Raw genomic sequence first — 16940 nt, 5'->3', positions numbered from 1 at the left:
TAGGCAATAGCCGTCGGTCCGATGAACATGTCGCTTAGGGAACTGTATGTCGTGCCCTCAAGAGCACGCCGCGTGAGCCGATTCTTGGTGACTTTAAAACTGGCACCTGCTTCGCGCATCTGACTGCGAAGGTCTCCCATTTCGGCAACCGTCATCCCACTGTAATGGGTAACGACGACCATGGCAGAGTCCTCGAAAGTCTGATGCATTGAAGCAACCAGTTCTTCTTTTTGTCCTCGGTCCACTGTTTTGTCTCCAGCTTCTTTGGCCCCTCCCCGCTTGTCTGCGGATCGGAAACCGTTGGACTTATGACCCTTTCCAAACTTTTGAAAGGATCGGTAAGCCTGTCCAGTGCGCCAGTTCAGCCGTTACAAGGACGCCTGAGCGTCCGAAAAACGGTTTTTGCACTGTCTGTGCAGGCGGAAACTTCCATTACGATGGCCTTGCGACGTTTGCTTGGCCTTCACCTACGGTCTTGGACAGGTCGGGGGTATAATAACACCGCCCCCTAACCAACCACCGTTTCCGGCGGCCGGAATTCTTCTTAATCAGGAGCCAGCCAGGCTACCGACATTCAACCTAACGCCGGGTCCCATCGAAGATGAGATCGTGACACGTTGCATATACGTGCCCTTAACACCGGTCGGTTTGGCTTTGTAAATCGCGTTAACGAAGGTCGAAACGTTCTCGGTGATGGCATCGGCAGAGAAACTGGCCTTGCCGACACCGGCATGAATGATGCCAGCCTTTTCAACACGGAATTCAATTTGGCCGCCCTTGGCGTCCTTAACCGCGGTGGCGACGTCCATGGTCACGGTGCCCAGTTTCGGGTTCGGCATCAGGCCTTTGGGGCCCAGCACCTTACCGAGCTGACCAACGACGGCCATCATGTCGGGGGTCGCGATGCAACGGTCAAAATCGACTTCACCCTTCTTGATCTTGTCAGCCAGTTCGTCAGAGCCGACGATATCGGCGCCCGCGTCTTCGGCTTCCTTGACCTTGTCACCCTTGGCGAAAACGGCGACACGCAAGGTCTTGCCGGTGCCGTGGGGCAACGAGACAACACCACGGACCATTTGGTCGGCGTGTTTGGGATCGACGCCCAGGTTCAAAGCGATTTCGATGGTTTCATCGAATTTGGTGTTGGCGTTGTCCTTGACGATCTTAACCGCATCGGCCAATTCGTAGAGGGTGCCACGTTCAATCTTTTCATGCGCATTGGTATAGCGCTTGCCATGCTTTGCCATTTTGCTATCCCACCACTTCTATGCCCATGGAACGTGCCGAGCCTTTAATCATCTGGCAGGCGGCATCCATGTCGTTGGCGTTTAGATCGACCATCTTCAATTCCGCAATCTCGCGGACCTGGGCCATGGTCACCTGACCGACTTTTTCCTTGTTCGGTTCGCCAGAACCTTTGGCCACTTTCGCGGCTTTCTTAAGGTAGAAGCTGGCCGGAGGGGTCTTGGTGATAAATTCAAAAGTCGCATCCTGATAAGCGGTAATGACGACCGGAATCGGCATACCCTGCTCCATGTTCTGCGTTTCGGCGTTAAACGCCTTGCAGAATTCCATGATGTTCAGGCCGGCCTGACCCAGTGCCGGGCCAATAGGGGGAGACGGGTTGGCCTGTCCTGCCGGCACTTGCAGCCGAACATAGCCTTTAATCTTTTTAGCCATTTTAGTTCCTCAATAGTCTTGCTTAAACTTGAGTGTGTGGTGCGGCCATGGCTGACCTCCCACACGGTTATCGCCAATTAGTGCAACCTGCGTTTTCTTAAACGCAGATAAGTTGCCCTAACTCTTTCATTGCGATCAAATTATCTGCATTTAATTAAATGCAGTTTGATCTAGAGCTTCTCGACCTGTGAATATTCAAGTTCCACAGGCGTCGCCCGACCAAAGATGGACACCGCCACCTTGAGCCTTGCGCGCTCTTCATCGACGTCTTCAACGAGGCCGTTAAACGAATTAAACGGACCATCGCAAACACGAACCTGCTCACCGACTTCAAACAGAACAGAAGGCTTCGGACGTTCGATACCTTCCTGCACCTGATACAAGATACGTTCGGCTTCGGCGTTGGTGATCGGTGAAGGACGTCCACCAGAACCCAAAAAACCTGTGACCTTCGGCGTATTTTTAACCAGATGCCATGTTTCGTCGGTCATTTCCATTTTGGCCAGGACATAGCCCGGGAAGAACTTGCGTTCTGCCGCTACGCGCGCCCCGCGGCGCATCTCGACGACTTCCTCGACCGGCACCAGAACCTGTTCAAACAGATCGCCCATGCCGGCCTGCTCGGCCTGCTCTTCAATGGAAGAGGCAACCTTCTGCTCAAAGCCGGAATAGGCATGAATGACGTACCAGCGAATTGCCATGCTTAACCTCCCAACCCAAAAATCATGCGAACACCGAAAGCCATCAATTGATCGACCAGAAAGAAGAACATTGCAGCCAGGATAACCATGACAAAAACCATCGCCGTAGAGACACCTGTCTCTCTGCGTGTTGGCCACGTCACCTTGGACGTTTCCTGTCGCACTTCCTGAATGAACTGGGCCGGGCTAATCTTCGCCATAACTTAAGTAACCTTTTCGCGTTTACGTCATGTTAGTGACCTGCTTATCCCGGAAATTCACATTTGAATTTCCGGGCCAGGACACCGGTACCGTCAACCGAAACCACCGGAAGATGGCAGGGGCAGCAGGGTTCGAACCCGCGACCTACGGTTTTGGAGACCGTCGCTCTACCAACTGAGCTATGCCCCTAAACGCGCACTAAAACAAAAACATCATCTACACAAACCGCAAATACGGTCCGCGCAGACAACAGATACAAACACTCTTATTCGACAATCGAAGCGACGACACCGGCACCGACGGTCCGCCCGCCTTCGCGAATAGCGAAGCGCAGACCCTCGTCCATGGCGATCGGAGCAAGCAACTCAACTTCCATCGTGATGTTATCACCTGGCATCACCATTTCGGTGCCTTCAGGCAAAACAACGGTGCCCGTGACATCGGTGGTGCGGAAGTAAAACTGCGGACGGTAGTTAGCAAAGAACGGTGTGTGACGACCGCCTTCTTCCTTGTTCAGGATGTAGGCTTCGCACTTGAACCTGGTGTGCGGCGTAATCGAACCGGGCTTGGCCAGAACCTGACCGCGCTCGACCTCTTCACGCTTGGTGCCACGAAGCAAAACGCCAACGTTATCGCCGGCTTCGCCCTGATCGAGCAGCTTGCGGAACATTTCAACGCCTGTGCAGGTGGTCTTCTGGGTGTCTTTGATACCAACGATTTCGATTTCTTCGCCGGTCTTCACAACACCGCTTTCAATACGACCCGTCACAACCGTACCACGGCCGGAAATCGAGAACACATCCTCGATCGGCATCAGGTAAGGCTTGTCCAGCGCACGTACAGGCTGCGGGATGTATTCATCAACAGCCGCCATCAGCGCCGTGATCGAGTCTTTCCCGGTGGCCGGGTCGCCGTCTTCCAGGGCACCAAGGGCTGTACCCTGAACAATCGGAATATCGTCGCCGGGGAAGTCATACGAGCTCAGCAGCTCACGGATTTCCATCTCGACAAGTTCCAGAAGCTCGGGGTCGTCAACCTGGTCGACCTTGTTCATGTAAACAACGATCGCAGGGACGCCAACCTGACGGGCAAGCAGGATGTGCTCACGGGTCTGCGGCATCGGGCCATCGGCGGCCGAAACAACCAAAATAGCACCGTCCATCTGGGCAGCGCCGGTGATCATGTTTTTCACGTAATCGGCATGGCCCGGGCAATCAACGTGGGCGTAGTGACGGTTTTCCGTCTCGTACTCAACGTGAGCCGTCGAAATGGTAATGCCACGCGCTTTTTCTTCAGGCGCTTTATCGATGTCAGCGTAGTCAGAAAACTCTGCACCACCCGTTTCGGCCAGCACCTTCGTAATCGCCGCCGTCAGCGTCGTTTTACCATGATCAACGTGACCAATCGTGCCAACGTTGCAATGGGGTTTAGTCCGTTCAAATTTTTCTTTGGCCATTTTTAATAACTCCGATTTTATAACGCGGCTTTAGCCGGCCAATTTGGTTTGAACTTCCTCGGCGACCTGCCTTGGAACTTCAGAATAATTGTCAAAATGCATACTGTACTGGGCGCGTCCCTGAGACATGGAACGCAGGGTGTTGACGTAACCGAACATGTTAGCCAGCGGCACCATGGCCAAAACCACACGAGCGTTGCCGCGCTGGTCCATATCACTAACCTGTCCACGACGTGAATTCAGATCGCCGATGATGTCACCCATGTAATCTTCCGGGGTCACAACTTCGACACGCATGATCGGCTCCAAAAGTTTCGGTCCGGCTTCACGCATACCTTCACGGAATGCGGCGCGGGCGGCCACTTCAAAAGCCATGACGCTTGAGTCAACATCATGTGAGGCGCCGTCGTAGAGCTCGGCTTTAACATTGATGACCGGGAAACCGGCAAGAATGCCAGCTTCCATAGCGCTGGCCAGACCCTTTTCAACGCCCGGAATGAATTCCCGGGGAACATTACCGCCGACAACCTTGCTGTCGAAGATAAAGCCGGACGGCGGTGTGTCTTCATCGGGAACAAAGGGCTCAAACCTGATTTTAACGCGCGCATACTGACCTGAACCACCCGTCTGCTTTTTGTGGGTGTAGTCGATGTCGGCAAGCTTGGAAATGGTCTCTCGGTAGGCAACCTGCGGCGCGCCAACGTTTGCTTCAACCTTGAATTCACGCTTCATGCGATCAACGAGAATTTCCAGGTGCAATTCACCCATTCCCTTGATCACGGTCTGGCCGCTTTCGGGATCGGATGTAACGCGGAACGACGGATCTTCAGCTGCCAAACGTGAAAGGGCAACGCCCATCTTTTCCTGATCGGCCTTGGTCTTCGGCTCAACGGCAACTTCGATAACCGGATCAGGGAATTCCATACGTTCCAGAATAACGGGGCTGGATGGCTCGCAAAGAGTGTCACCCGTGGTGGTGTCTTTAAGGCCAGCCATGGCAATGATATCACCGGCCCGGGCTTCCTTGACGTCTTCACGTGAATTAGAATGCATCTGCAGCATACGGCCGACGCGTTCTTTCTTGTTTTTAACGGTGTTGACGACAGAACTGCCGGTTTCAAGAACACCTGAATAAACGCGGGCAAAAGTCAGCGAACCAACGAACGGATCGTTCATAACTTTGAAAGCCAGGGCCGCGAAGGGTTCGTCATCGGAATTATGACGTTCGATTTCTTCGTCTGTATCGGCCATCACACCCTTGATGGCGGCGACGTCGGTCGGCGCAGGCATAAAGTCGACAACTGCATCGAGAAGCGGCTGTACACCTTTATTCTTGAAGGCGGAGCCGGTCAGAACCGGAACAAATGCTCCGGCAAGGGTGCCTGTACGAATGCACTGTTTAAGAACGTCTTCGCTGGGCTCTGTGCCATCGAGGTAGGCTTCCATAGCCGCGTCGTCGTGATCGACGGCGGCTTCAACCAGGGTTTTGCGGTATTCGGCGGCCTTGTCAGCGAGATCATCAGAAATATCAACTTCTTCAAATTCAGCGCCCAGGTTTTCATCTTTCCAGATGATCGACTTCATCTTGACCAGATCAACAACACCGGCGAATTCAGCCTCTGATCCAATCGGCAACTGAAGAACCAGCGGGGATGCGCCAAGGCGATCAACCATCATTTCAACGCAGCGATAAAAATCAGCGCCGGTACGGTCCATCTTGTTGACGAAACACATACGCGGAACATCGTATTTATCGGCCTGACGCCAAACGGTCTCAGATTGCGGTTCAACACCGGCGACACTGTCAAAAACCGCGACGGCGCCATCGAGAACACGTAAGGAGCGTTCAACTTCAATAGTGAAGTCAACGTGGCCTGGGGTGTCGATGATGTTAATGCGATGATCATTCCAGAAACAGGTCGTCGCGGCAGAGGTAATGGTAATGCCGCGCTCTTGCTCTTGTTCCATCCAGTCCATGGTGGCGTTACCGTCATGGACTTCACCAATTTTATGGGAAATACCGGTATAATAAAGAATGCGTTCGGTGGACGTCGTCTTGCCGGCATCGATATGGGCCATGATGCCGATGTTGCGATAACGATCTAGGGGAGTTTCTCTGGCCATTTCAGTCTAAATCCTAAACCGCTTACCAACGATAATGGGAGAAGGCTTTGTTAGCCTCTGCCATCTTGTGGGTGTCTTCGCGTTTTTTAACGGCTGCTCCACGATTGTTTGACGCATCCAGCAATTCACCAGACAGACGTTCGGTCATGGTGTTTTCGGAGCGTTTGCGCGAAAGGGAAACAAGCCAGCGAATGGCAAGCGCCTGACGGCGCTCATTACGGACTTCAACGGGCACCTGGTAGGTGGCGCCACCAACACGGCGTGAACGCACTTCAACGGCCGGTTTTACGTTATCAATAGCTTCGTGGAAGGCCTTCAGCGGGTCGCCGCCGGTCTTCTTCTCGATAAGATCGAAGGCGCCATAGACGATTTTCTCGGCAGTCGACTTCTTACCATCAAGCATCAGGTTGTTCATGAACTTGGAAACCACCAGATCACCAAATTTGGGATCGGGAAGTATCTCGCGTTTTACAGCAGCATGACGACGGGACATTCTAATACAATCCTTACTTAGGCCGCTTGGTGCCGTATTTGGAACGGCGCTGACGACGATCGGAAACGCCTTGGGTATCAAGGGTTCCACGAATAATGTGATAACGGACGCCGGGAAGATCCTTGACGCGACCACCGCGGAGCAGAACGACCGAGTGTTCCTGCAGATTGTGACCCTCACCCGGAATATAGCTGGTCACTTCAAAACCATTGGTCAAACGAACACGAGCGACCTTACGAAGCGCCGAGTTCGGCTTCTTCGGGGTCGTCGTGTAGACGCGGGTGCAAACGCCACGCTTTTGCGGGCAGGCTTCCAGCGCCGGTACCTTGGTCCGTTCGACCGGTACTTTACGAGGCTTACGAACGAGTTGGTTAACTGTCGGCATTCCTTAAATCACCTTAAAAACCAGTGTTTCGGGCTCAAAAACCCCGTAACACAAATCGTTCCCCCATCTTTAGAGGAAACAAACAAGCCAACCGGCGGACGTTTTGTCGCAGCCCGGATGGACCCAAAGACCAAAATTTTAACTTTCCCAAGGAGTCTGCGTCTAAACCGAAACGGTTCACCACCAGACCCCCGCGGAGGAAGCCGGATACTAGTGAGACGCCCCCCCCCAGTCAAGCAAAAGAATTGCAGTTTTTTTGGGAGTTTTCCGCCGCTTTTAAAAAGAATGATTTTGGTCCTGATGTAAAAAAGCGGCGTCCGGAGAGAATCACTCCAAACGCCGCCTTTTTATTCACTACCCGAAGCAGATAATTCGGGATTTATCCAGGGTTTTTACTCTTCTTCAGGGGCTGGCGGAGTATCATCGGAGCCCGCAGCATTGGAAGCAATCGCCTTGGCAGCGTTCTTCGCCGCCAATTTTTCCAGTTCCTCATCACGGTTAGTCGCAACCTGACGCAGATTGTTCATCACACTGCCGGTACCAGCCGGAATGAGACGACCAACGATAACGTTCTCCTTAAGGCCGATCAGGTTATCGATTTTACCTGACACGGCGGCTTCAGTCAGAACGCGGGTCGTTTCCTGGAAGGAGGCTGCCGAAATGAAGGACTGGGTCTGCAAGCTGGCTTTGGTAATACCCTGCAGAACCGGAACGGCTGTTGCCTGTTTGCCGCCTTCCTTCTTGGTTTTAGCGTTTTCGGCTTCAAATTCCATACGATCAACCAATTCACCAATCAGGTAAGTGGTTTCACCGCCGCTGGTGATTTCAACTTTTTGCAACATCTGGCGAACAATAACCTCGATGTGCTTGTCGTTGATCTTCACACCCTGCAGACGGTAGACGTCCTGGATTTCCTTGATCAGGTAGTCGGCAAGTGCTTCGACACCCAAAACCCGAAGGATATCATGGGGCACGGGGTTACCATCCATCAGCGCGTCGCCAACTTCTACATAGTCGCCTTCCTGAACACTGATGTGCTTGCCCTTGGGAACCAGATACTCATGAGGCTCCAGCCCTTCTTCGGTCGGAACAACCACAATGCGGCGCTTGTTCTTGTAGTCCTTGCCGAATTCGACGCGACCGACGATCTCGCTGATAATGGCGAAATCCTTGGGCTTGCGAGCCTCGAACAGTTCCGCCACACGCGGCAAACCACCGGTAATGTCACGGGTCTTGGCCGATTCTTTCGGAATACGCGCCAGCACGTCACCGGCGTGAATGTCCTGACCGTTTTCGACGGACAGAATGGCATCGACAGATAGGAAGTAACGGGCTTCCTGGTCTTTATCGATCATCACCACTTCGCCCTTCTTGTCACGCAGGGTAATACGCGGCTTCAATTCTGCGCCCTTGGGCTGAGACTTCCAGTCAATAACCACTTTCGAGGCAATGCCGGTGGCATCATCGACGCGCTCGTCCATGGACAAGCCTTCAATCATATCGACATAGTTCACGACGCCGTTTTTCTCGGAAATAATCGGCAGGGTGTACGGATCCCATTCGGCCATCTTGGCACCGCGCTGAACCTTGGCATTATCCTTGACCAGCAGTTTGGAACCATAGGGCAGACGATGACGGGCACGTTCGCGACCCTTTTCATCAATCAGGTTCAACTCTGCGTTTCTGCTCATAACGACAAGGCCACCGGCGCTGTCTTTAACGGTTGAGCAGTTTTTGAGTTGAATCTTGGCATCGCCAGCAGCTTCAATCTTCGAGATTTCGCCGCCACCGGTAACAGCGCCACCAATATGGAATGTCCGCATGGTCAGCTGGGTTCCGGGTTCACCAATGGACTGGGCTGCGATAACGCCAACAGCTTCCCCTGGATTAACCCGGGTGCCACGAGACAGATCGCGACCATAACATGACGCACAGGTGCCAACGACCGTTTCACATGTCAGGACGGAACGAACCTTGACGGTTTCAACATCGGCCTGCTCGATGGCAAGCGATGTTTCTTCATCAAGAAGCGTATTCGCCTTGGCAAGGATGTCGCCTTTGGCCGGATCGATGACATCTTCAGCCGTGGTACGGCCAAGGACTTGTTCTGACATGGTCGAAACAATCTCGCCACCTTCAACCACCGCGCGGGTGATCAAACCAGCTTTGGTTTTGCAGTCATCTTCGACAATGATGCAATCCTGCGCCACATCGACGAGACGACGGGTCAGATAACCGGAGTTAGCCGTCTTCAACGCCGTATCGGCCAGACCCTTACGGGCGCCATGAGTCGAGTTGAAGTATTCGAGAACCGACAGGCCTTCCTTGAAGTTGGAAATAATCGGTGTTTCGATGATTTCACCGGACGGCTTGGCCATCAGGCCACGCATACCGGCAAGCTGCTTCATTTGGGCTGCCGAACCACGCGCACCGGAGTGCGCCATCATGTAAACGGCGTTAACCTGTTCACCTTTTTCCGGTGTCGAAATACGTTTCATCATGGCATCAGCAACCTGATCGGTGCAGTGAGACCAGGCATCAACAACCTTGTTGTATTTCTCGCCCTGGGTAATCAGGCCGTCCTGATACTGTTGCTCGTATTCCTTGGCCTTCGCTTCGGTCGAACTCACCAGAATTTCTTTGGCGTCAGGAATAACCAGATCATCCTTACCAAAAGAGATGCCGGCCTTGCAGGCATTGGTGAAGCCGAGGCCCATCATCTTATCGGCAAAAATGACGGTCTCTTTCTGGCCGCAATGACGATAAACCTGATCAATAACGTTGGAGACCTCTTTCTTGGTCAGCAACTGGTTAATCAGGGACAGCGGAATATTCGGGTTGCGTGGCAGGATTTCAGCGAGCAACATCCGTCCCGGTGTCGATTCAACACGGGTCGTAATGGGCTTGTTATCCTGATCCACCGTTTCATAACGACACTGAATTTTGGCATGTAGCGAAACAACACCGGAATCCAGCGCATGCTGAATTTCACTGACGTTGACAAAGGCCATGCCCTCGCCCTTCTCGTCTTCACGGATCATGGTCAGGTAATAAAGACCTAGAACGATATCCTGCGAAGGAACGATGATCGGCTTGCCGTTGGAGGGGCTGAGGATGTTATTGGTCGACATCATCAGAACCCGGGCTTCAAGCTGGGCTTCCAGAGACAACGGAACGTGGACAGCCATTTGATCGCCATCGAAATCGGCGTTAAAGGCGGCGCACACCAGCGGATGAAGCTGGATTGCCTTACCCTCGATCAAAACCGGCTCGAAAGCCTGAATGCCAAGACGGTGGAGTGTCGGTGCCCGGTTCAACATGACAGGGTGCTCACGAATGACTTCTTCAAGAATATCCCAGACTTCAGGGCGTTCTTTCTCGAGCATCCGCTTTGCCGCCTTGATGGTCGTTGCCAGGCCGTAAAGTTCGAGCTTGGAATAGACGAACGGCTTGAACAGTTCCAGGGCCATCTTTTTGGGCAGACCGCACTGATGCAGTTTCAGTTCCGGACCGACAACGATAACCGAACGACCGGAATAATCGACGCGCTTGCCAAGCAGGTTTTGACGGAAACGACCCTGCTTGCCTTTAAGCATATCCGAAAGCGATTTCAGGGGACGCTTGTTGGCGCCAGTGATAGCCCGGCCACGACGACCATTGTCAAACAGGGCATCGACAGATTCCTGCAACATACGCTTTTCATTACGAACAATGATTTCCGGCGCACGCAGTTCGATCAGTCTTTTCAAACGGTTGTTACGGTTAATAACGCGACGATAAAGATCATTCAGATCGGATGTCGCAAAACGACCGCCATCAAGAGGAACCAGCGGACGCAATTCCGGCGGAATAACCGGAATGACTTCCAGGATCATCCATTCGGGGCGTGCACCCGAAGCGATAAACGCTTCGACAAGTTTCAGGCGCTTGACAAACTTTTTGCGCTTGGCTTCCGAATTGGTTTCCTTCAGGTCTACCCGAAGGGTCGCAAGCTCATCTTCAAGCTCGATGGCTTCAAGCATTTTACGAATGGCTTCAGCACCGATGCCGACGCTGAAACTATCATCGCCGTATTCATCGACGGCATTCTGATAAGCGTCTTCGGAAAGCAGTTCATGCAGCTTCAGTGGTGTCAGGCCGGGTTCGACAACAACATAATTTTCAAAATACAGAACCCGCTCCAGATCTTTGAGCGTCATATCCAGCAACAAGCCGATGCGCGAAGGCAACGACTTCATGAACCAGATATGGGCGACCGGCGAAGCCAGTTCGATGTGACCCATGCGTTCACGACGAACTTTCTGCAACGTTACCTCAACGCCGCATTTCTCGCAGGTGATGCCCTTGTACTTCATGCGTTTGTATTTGCCGCACAAGCATTCGTAATCCTTGGTCGGGCCAAAGATACGGGCACAGAACAAACCATCCCTTTCGGGCTTGAAGGTTCGGTAGTTGATGGTTTCCGGTTTCTTGATTTCACCGAAGGACCACGAGCGGATACGCTCGGGCGAGGCGATCGAGATACGGATGTGGTCAAACTGCTGTGTGCCGCTGACCTGCCCAAAAACTTTCATCAATTCGTTCATATCGATTTCTCCTTGAGTTCGTTTTGGGCGATTAATGCAATTCGACGTTCAAGCCAAGGGAATGCAATTCCTTGACCAGGACGTTGAATGATTCAGGGATACCGGCTTCAAAGCTGTCGTCGCCGCGGACGATGGCTTCATAAACCTTGGTGCGGCCCGATACGTCATCGGATTTAACCGTCAGCATTTCCTGCAGTGTGTAGGAAGCGCCGTAGGCTTCGAGCGCCCACACTTCCATTTCACCGAAGCGCTGACCACCAAACTGCGCCTTACCACCCAGCGGCTGCTGGGTTACAAGCGAGTATGGGCCGATTGAACGGGCGTGGATCTTGTCATCAACAAGATGGTGCAGCTTGAGCATATAAATGTAACCCACTGTCACCTTGCGATCGAATGTTTCACCTGTACGGCCATCAACCAGGGTCATTTGCCCTGATGAATCGAGACCGGCCTTGGAAAGCATTTCGTTGATGTCAACTTCATGAGCTCCATCAAAGACCGGTGTCGCCATCGGCACACCAGGACGCAGGTTGCCCGACATTTCGACGACATCTTCATCGTCCAGTGGCGCAATCAACGCTTTGTAGGACTTTTCGCCATAGACATCTTTGAGCTTGGCGCGCAATGCCTTCAGATCAACATCCCGACCGACGACATCAAGCATCTCGCCGATTTGTTCGCCCAGCTTGGCGCTGGCCCAACCCAGATGGGTTTCCAAAATCTGACCAACGTTCATACGTGAGGGCACACCCAAAGGATTAAGGACGATATCGACAGGCTGTCCGTCATCCAGATAAGGCATATCTTCAACAGGAACGATGCGCGAAATAACACCCTTGTTACCATGACGTCCGGCCATTTTATCACCGGGCTGCAACTTGCGTTTAACAGCGATGAAGACCTTGACCATTTTCATGACACCGGGTGACAGGTCGTCGCCGCGTTGCAGCTTATCAACCTTGTTGTCAAATCGGGCTTGCAGGACGGCGATGCTTTCCTCGAAGTGCTTCTTCAGTTCTTCGACATCTTTCATCACCCTGTCATTAGCGACAACGATCTGGGAGTTTTGGCCAGCCGTGAAGCTGTCCAGAACTTCCTGGGTGATCTTGGTTCCGGATTTCAGGTCCTTCGGTCCGCCAACTGCCTTTTTGCCAAGCAAAAGGGCCGTCAGGCGAGCCAGGAAACTGCGCTCAAGAATAGCCCGCTCGTCATCACGGTCTTTGGCCAAACGTTCAACTTCCGAACGTTCAATAGCCAGCGCGCGCTCATCTTTATCAACACCGCGACGCGAGAAGACGCGCACTTCAATGACCGTGCCGGCAACACCCGGCGGCAATTTCAATGACGTATCACGGACATCGGATGCTTTTTCGCCAAAGATGGCGCGCAGAAGTTTTTCCTCCGGCGTCATCGGGCTTTCACCCTTGGGCGTGACCTTACCGACCAGGATATCGCCCGGGGTAACCTCGGCACCGATATAAACAATACCTGCTTCATCGAGATTTTTCAGGGCTTCTTCACCAACGTTTGGAATATCGCGGGTGATTTCTTCCTGACCCAGTTTGGTATCACGGGCCATGACTTCAAATTCCTCGATATGGATCGACGTGAAGACGTCATCCTTAACGATGCGTTCGGAAATCAGGATTGAATCCTCGAAGTTGTAGCCATTCCAGGGCATGAAGGCGACAAGCACGTTACGGCCCAGGGCCAGTTCACCGAATTCGGTAGACGGGCCATCGGCAATGGTGTCACCGGCGCTGACCATGTCGCCAACCTTCACCAGCGGTCGCTGATGCAAGTAGGTGTTTTGGTTGGAACGCTGGAACTTGAGAAGATTGTATATATCGACACCAGCCGCCGAATGAGACGTTTCTTCGGTGGCCCGGACAACGATACGTGTGGCATCGATTTGATCGATCACGCCGGAACGTTTGGCGATAATGGTAGCGCCGGAATCCCGGGCGACCTTCGCTTCCATACCGGTGCCGACGATGGGGGCTGCCGCACGCAACAAAGGCACCGCCTGACGTTGCATGTTTGATCCCATCAGGGCGCGGTTGGCATCATCGTTTTCAAGGAACGGAATAAGCGCCGCAGCAACCGAAACCAGCTGCTTGGGTGAAACGTCCATGAATTCGACTTGTCCGGGAAGCGCCATCACGAAGTCGCCACCTTTACGGCAACTGACCAGTTCCTGGACGAATTTGCCCTTGGCGTCAATTTCCTCGTTGGCCTGGGCGATGATGTAACGCCCTTCTTCGATGGCCGACATATAGACGACCTGTTCGGTCACCTTGTCTTTTTCGACCTTGCGATACGGTGTTTCGATAAAACCGTACTTGTTAACCCGGGCGAACGTCGCCAGCGAGTTAATCAGGCCAATGTTCGGGCCTTCAGGTGTTTCAATCGGACAAATGCGACCGTAATGAGTCGGATGAACGTCACGGACTTCAAAGCCCGCGCGCTCGCGGGTCAAACCGCCCGGTCCAAGAGCCGAAAGACGGCGTTTGTGGGTGATTTCCGAAAGCGGGTTGGTCTGATCCATAAACTGGGAAAGCTGCGATGAACCGAAGAACTCGCGAACTGCCGCAGCGGCCGGTTTGGCGTTGATCAGGTCATGGGGCATGACGGTGTCGATATCGACGGAACTCATGCGTTCGCGAATGGCGCGCTCCATACGAAGCAGGCCAACACGGTATTGATTTTCCATCAACTCGCCGACAGAACGAACCCGGCGATTGCCAAGGTGATCAATGTCGTCGATTTCACCGCGACCATCTTTCAGATCGACCAGTGTTTTTACAACGGCCATGATGTCTTCCTTGCGCAGGACCCGGACCGTATCTTCGGTTTCAAATCCCATGCGGGCGTTCATCTTGACACGACCGACCGAAGAAAGGTCGTAGCGTTCTGAATCAAAGAACAGGCTGTTGAAAAGCGCTTCTGCGGTTTCCAGCGTCGGCGGCTCGCCCGGACGCATAACCCGGTAAATATCGATCAGCGCTTCTTCGCGGCTGGTGTTCTTGTCAACGGCCAGGGTGTTGCGGATGTAAGGGCCGACATTGACGTGATCAATGGCCAAGGTTGAGATTTCATCAACTTTGGCTTCTGACAGGGTTTCAAGCAACTCTTCGGTAATTTCCGCACCGACTTCGGCGTAAATCTCACCTGTGAGATCATTGAACAGATCACCCGAAAGGTAACGCCCGATCAGATCGCCATCGCTGACCAACTGTTCTTTCATGCCCTTATCAGCCAACTGCTTGAGCAACCGCGGTGTCATCTTGGTACCCGGTTCTGCAACGACCTTACCGGTCTTGGCGTTGACCAGATCACTGGTCAGTTTAACACCACGCAGGCTTTCACCTTCAAACGGGGTACGCCAGCCGGTTTTGGCCCGCGTGTAGATAACCTTGTCATAGAACAGGGCAAGGATTTCTTCAGGCGACATGCCTTCCTTTTCGGCAGCTTCGACGGTCTTGCTATCTTTTTCGCGCTTGGCGATCAGCTTGTCCGTTTTGTCGTTGTTCAATGCCATCAGCAAGGTTGTAACCGGGAGTTTGCGACGGCGATCAATGCGAACAAAGGCCAAGTCTTTGGCGTCAAATTCAAAGTCCAGCCAGGAACCGCGGTAGGGAATAACGCGGGCGGCGAACAGGAACTTGCCAGAGGAATGGGTCTTACCTTTATCATGGTCGAAAAAGACGCCCGGTGAACGGTGCATTTGCGAGACGATGACGCGCTCGGTGCCATTAACGACAAAGGTGCCGTTATTGGTCATCAGTGGCATATCGCCCATGTAGACGTCTTGTTCCTTGATGTCGAGAATGGAGCGAGCGCCCGTTTCCTCGTCGATATCCCAGACCAGCAGGCGCAGGGTTACCTTCAGGGGAGCGGCGTAGGTCATGCCGCGCTGCTGACATTCCTCAACGTCGTATTTCGGCTCTTCAAAATGAAAATCGACATATTCAAGGGTGCCGCGTTCGGAGAAATCCTTAATCGGGAAGACCGACTTGAATACGGCTTCCAAACCACTGATTTTCCGCTCCTCGGCGTTCATGTCTGTGCGGAAGAATTTGTCATACGACGCCTTCTGAACCTCGATGAGGTTGGGCATCGGTGTGACTTCTTTTAAATTACCAAAAAATTTACGTACGCGCTTGCGACCCGTATAGGACTGATCCATTACAAGTTTTCCCTACGACTGACTTGTCCTGAGACAGATCTGTGATCGACCACCGCAGTCAATCCAGTTCCGTCTTCAATTCCTTGAGGCCCGCCATCGAGTTAGCGACGAACCCCTTTGAGGCAAGCACATCCATGTTCCCGGCCTCGGTAAGGCCAATCTGAATAGGATGTGTGCAATCTTAAACAATCTTAAAACTGACTTACCGACGGCTAGCAAAAAGCTAACCGTCGGCTTGTCAAAACATTGTCCAACCCGCAAAAGCAGGCCAGTCCTTACTTGAGTTCAACCGTGGCGCCGGCTTCTTCCAGCTTTTTCTTGATTTCCTCGGCTTCTTCTTTCTTAAGGCCTTCCTTGACCGACTTCGGTGCTGCTTCAACCAATTCCTTGGCTTCTTTCAGCCCTAAGCCAGTGATGGCGCGAACTTCCTTAATGACGTTGATCTTCTTGTCGCCAAAGGCGGCCAGAACAACTTCAAATTCGGTCTTTTCTTCAGCGGCTTCTCCACCACCGGCGGCAGGGCCAGCGGCAGCAGCAGCCGGAGCGGCTGCAGAGACGCCCCATTTATCTTCGAGAAGGGTAGAAAGCTCGGCCGCCTCCATGACGGTCAGGCTCGAAAGATCTTCAACGATCTGATCTAGATTAGCCATTTTAACATATCTCCTTGGGCTTGAACTGTCGTAATCGAGTTATAAGAATCGGTTTGTAACTTAAGCGGCTTCGCCTTGTGCTGCTTTTGCACCAATCACACGCGCAATCTGTCCACCGGGTGCCTGAAGGATACCGGCGATACGGGTTGCGGGGGTGCTGATCATACCGACGATCTTGGCGCGACACTCATCGAGGCTTGGCAGGCTGGCAAGAGCCTTTACGCCATTAACATCGAGAAGGTCTTTACCAAGAGCGCCACCCAGCACAATCAGTTTGTCGTTTTTCTTAGCGAATTTAACAGCCACTTTGGCGGCAGCTACCGGGTCGTCCGAATAGGCAATAGCCGTCGGTCCGATGAACATGTCGCTTAGGGAACTGTATGTCGTGCCCTCAAGAGCACGCCGCGTGAGCCGATTCTTGGTGACTTTAAAACTGGCACCTGCTTCGCGCATCTGACTGCGAAGGTCTCCCATT

General features: G+C 53.0%; 13 protein-coding genes and 1 tRNA gene. All 14 read right to left on the bottom strand.

Translation table 11 applies throughout. The features are described from left to right. The coding region (locus tag HOL66_11135) for a 50S ribosomal protein L10 (GenBank protein ID MBT5244790.1) at window positions 1–245 on the bottom strand (245 nt) is incomplete at its 3' end. Window positions 246–548: 303 nt separating this feature from the next. Then, entirely contained in the window at window positions 549–1247 is a 699-nt protein-coding gene (rplA, locus tag HOL66_11130; protein MBT5244789.1) for a 50S ribosomal protein L1, read from the bottom strand. Between the two features lie 4 nt (window positions 1248–1251). Beyond that, window positions 1252–1680, bottom strand: coding sequence for a 50S ribosomal protein L11 (gene rplK, locus HOL66_11125; protein ID MBT5244788.1), 429 nt, complete (start codon window positions 1678–1680; stop codon window positions 1252–1254). A 170-nt stretch (window positions 1681–1850) separates the two neighbouring features. Further along, window positions 1851–2381 carry a transcription termination/antitermination protein NusG gene (gene nusG, locus HOL66_11120; protein ID MBT5244787.1) on the bottom strand — a complete coding sequence of 177 codons (531 nt, stop codon included), beginning with the start codon at window positions 2379–2381 and terminating at the stop codon, window positions 1851–1853. A 2-nt stretch (window positions 2382–2383) separates the two neighbouring features. After that, the gene (secE, locus tag HOL66_11115) at window positions 2384–2581 is read right to left on the bottom strand and encodes a preprotein translocase subunit SecE (GenBank protein ID MBT5244786.1); all 198 of its coding nucleotides are present in this window, start codon (window positions 2579–2581) and stop codon (window positions 2384–2386) included. Window positions 2582–2695: 114 nt separating this feature from the next. Beyond that, a tRNA-Trp gene (locus HOL66_11110) sits at window positions 2696–2771 on the bottom strand. Between the two features lie 76 nt (window positions 2772–2847). Continuing rightward, window positions 2848–4038 (bottom strand): elongation factor Tu, encoded by a 1191-nt coding sequence (gene tuf / locus HOL66_11105; protein ID MBT5244785.1) that lies wholly within the window; start codon window positions 4036–4038, stop codon window positions 2848–2850. A 30-nt stretch (window positions 4039–4068) separates the two neighbouring features. Next, window positions 4069–6162 (bottom strand): elongation factor G, encoded by a 2094-nt coding sequence (gene fusA, locus HOL66_11100; protein ID MBT5244784.1) that lies wholly within the window; start codon window positions 6160–6162, stop codon window positions 4069–4071. Between the two features lie 22 nt (window positions 6163–6184). After that, complete coding sequence (gene rpsG / locus HOL66_11095; protein ID MBT5244783.1) at window positions 6185–6655, bottom strand: 30S ribosomal protein S7; 471 nt, start codon at window positions 6653–6655, stop codon at window positions 6185–6187. A 13-nt stretch (window positions 6656–6668) separates the two neighbouring features. Beyond that, complete coding sequence (gene rpsL / locus HOL66_11090) at window positions 6669–7040, bottom strand: 30S ribosomal protein S12 (protein ID MBT5244782.1); 372 nt, start codon at window positions 7038–7040, stop codon at window positions 6669–6671. A gap of 392 nt (window positions 7041–7432) precedes the next feature. Then, window positions 7433–11626, bottom strand: coding sequence for a DNA-directed RNA polymerase subunit beta' (gene rpoC / locus HOL66_11085; protein ID MBT5244781.1), 4194 nt, complete (start codon window positions 11624–11626; stop codon window positions 7433–7435). 31 nt (window positions 11627–11657) lie between these two features. Continuing rightward, window positions 11658–15815, bottom strand: coding sequence for a DNA-directed RNA polymerase subunit beta (rpoB, locus tag HOL66_11080; protein ID MBT5244780.1), 4158 nt, complete (start codon window positions 15813–15815; stop codon window positions 11658–11660). A 275-nt stretch (window positions 15816–16090) separates the two neighbouring features. After that, the gene (gene rplL, locus HOL66_11075; GenBank protein MBT5244779.1) at window positions 16091–16465 is read right to left on the bottom strand and encodes a 50S ribosomal protein L7/L12; all 375 of its coding nucleotides are present in this window, start codon (window positions 16463–16465) and stop codon (window positions 16091–16093) included. 60 nt (window positions 16466–16525) lie between these two features. After that, the coding region (gene rplJ, locus HOL66_11070; protein ID MBT5244778.1) for a 50S ribosomal protein L10 at window positions 16526–16940 on the bottom strand (415 nt) is incomplete at its 5' end.

Source organism: Rhodospirillaceae bacterium (assembly GCA_018662005.1).
Lineage (GTDB): Bacteria > Pseudomonadota > Alphaproteobacteria > Rhodospirillales > JABHCV01 > JACNJU01.
This window is presented reverse-complemented; position numbering and strand designations above follow the sequence as displayed.

What these genes read in the sequence shown, in the direction of transcription:
- rplK (MBT5244788.1), bottom strand. Translation starts at nt 1,680, where the DNA reads ATGGCTAAAAAGATTAAAGGCTATGTTCGGCTGCAAGTGCCGGCAGGA.
- rplL (MBT5244779.1), bottom strand. Translation starts at nt 16,465, where the DNA reads ATGGCTAATCTAGATCAGATCGTTGAAGATCTTTCGAGCCTGACCGTC.
- secE (MBT5244786.1), bottom strand. Translation starts at nt 2,581, where the DNA reads ATGGCGAAGATTAGCCCGGCCCAGTTCATTCAGGAAGTGCGACAGGAA.
- rpoB (MBT5244780.1), bottom strand. Translation starts at nt 15,815, where the DNA reads ATGGATCAGTCCTATACGGGTCGCAAGCGCGTACGTAAATTTTTTGGT.
- rpsG (MBT5244783.1), bottom strand. Translation starts at nt 6,655, where the DNA reads ATGTCCCGTCGTCATGCTGCTGTAAAACGCGAGATACTTCCCGATCCC.
- nusG (MBT5244787.1), bottom strand. Translation starts at nt 2,381, where the DNA reads ATGGCAATTCGCTGGTACGTCATTCATGCCTATTCCGGCTTTGAGCAG.
- rpsL (MBT5244782.1), bottom strand. Translation starts at nt 7,040, where the DNA reads ATGCCGACAGTTAACCAACTCGTTCGTAAGCCTCGTAAAGTACCGGTC.
- rplA (MBT5244789.1), bottom strand. Translation starts at nt 1,247, where the DNA reads ATGGCAAAGCATGGCAAGCGCTATACCAATGCGCATGAAAAGATTGAA.
- tuf (MBT5244785.1), bottom strand. Translation starts at nt 4,038, where the DNA reads ATGGCCAAAGAAAAATTTGAACGGACTAAACCCCATTGCAACGTTGGC.
- fusA (MBT5244784.1), bottom strand. Translation starts at nt 6,162, where the DNA reads ATGGCCAGAGAAACTCCCCTAGATCGTTATCGCAACATCGGCATCATG.
- rpoC (MBT5244781.1), bottom strand. Translation starts at nt 11,626, where the DNA reads ATGAACGAATTGATGAAAGTTTTTGGGCAGGTCAGCGGCACACAGCAG.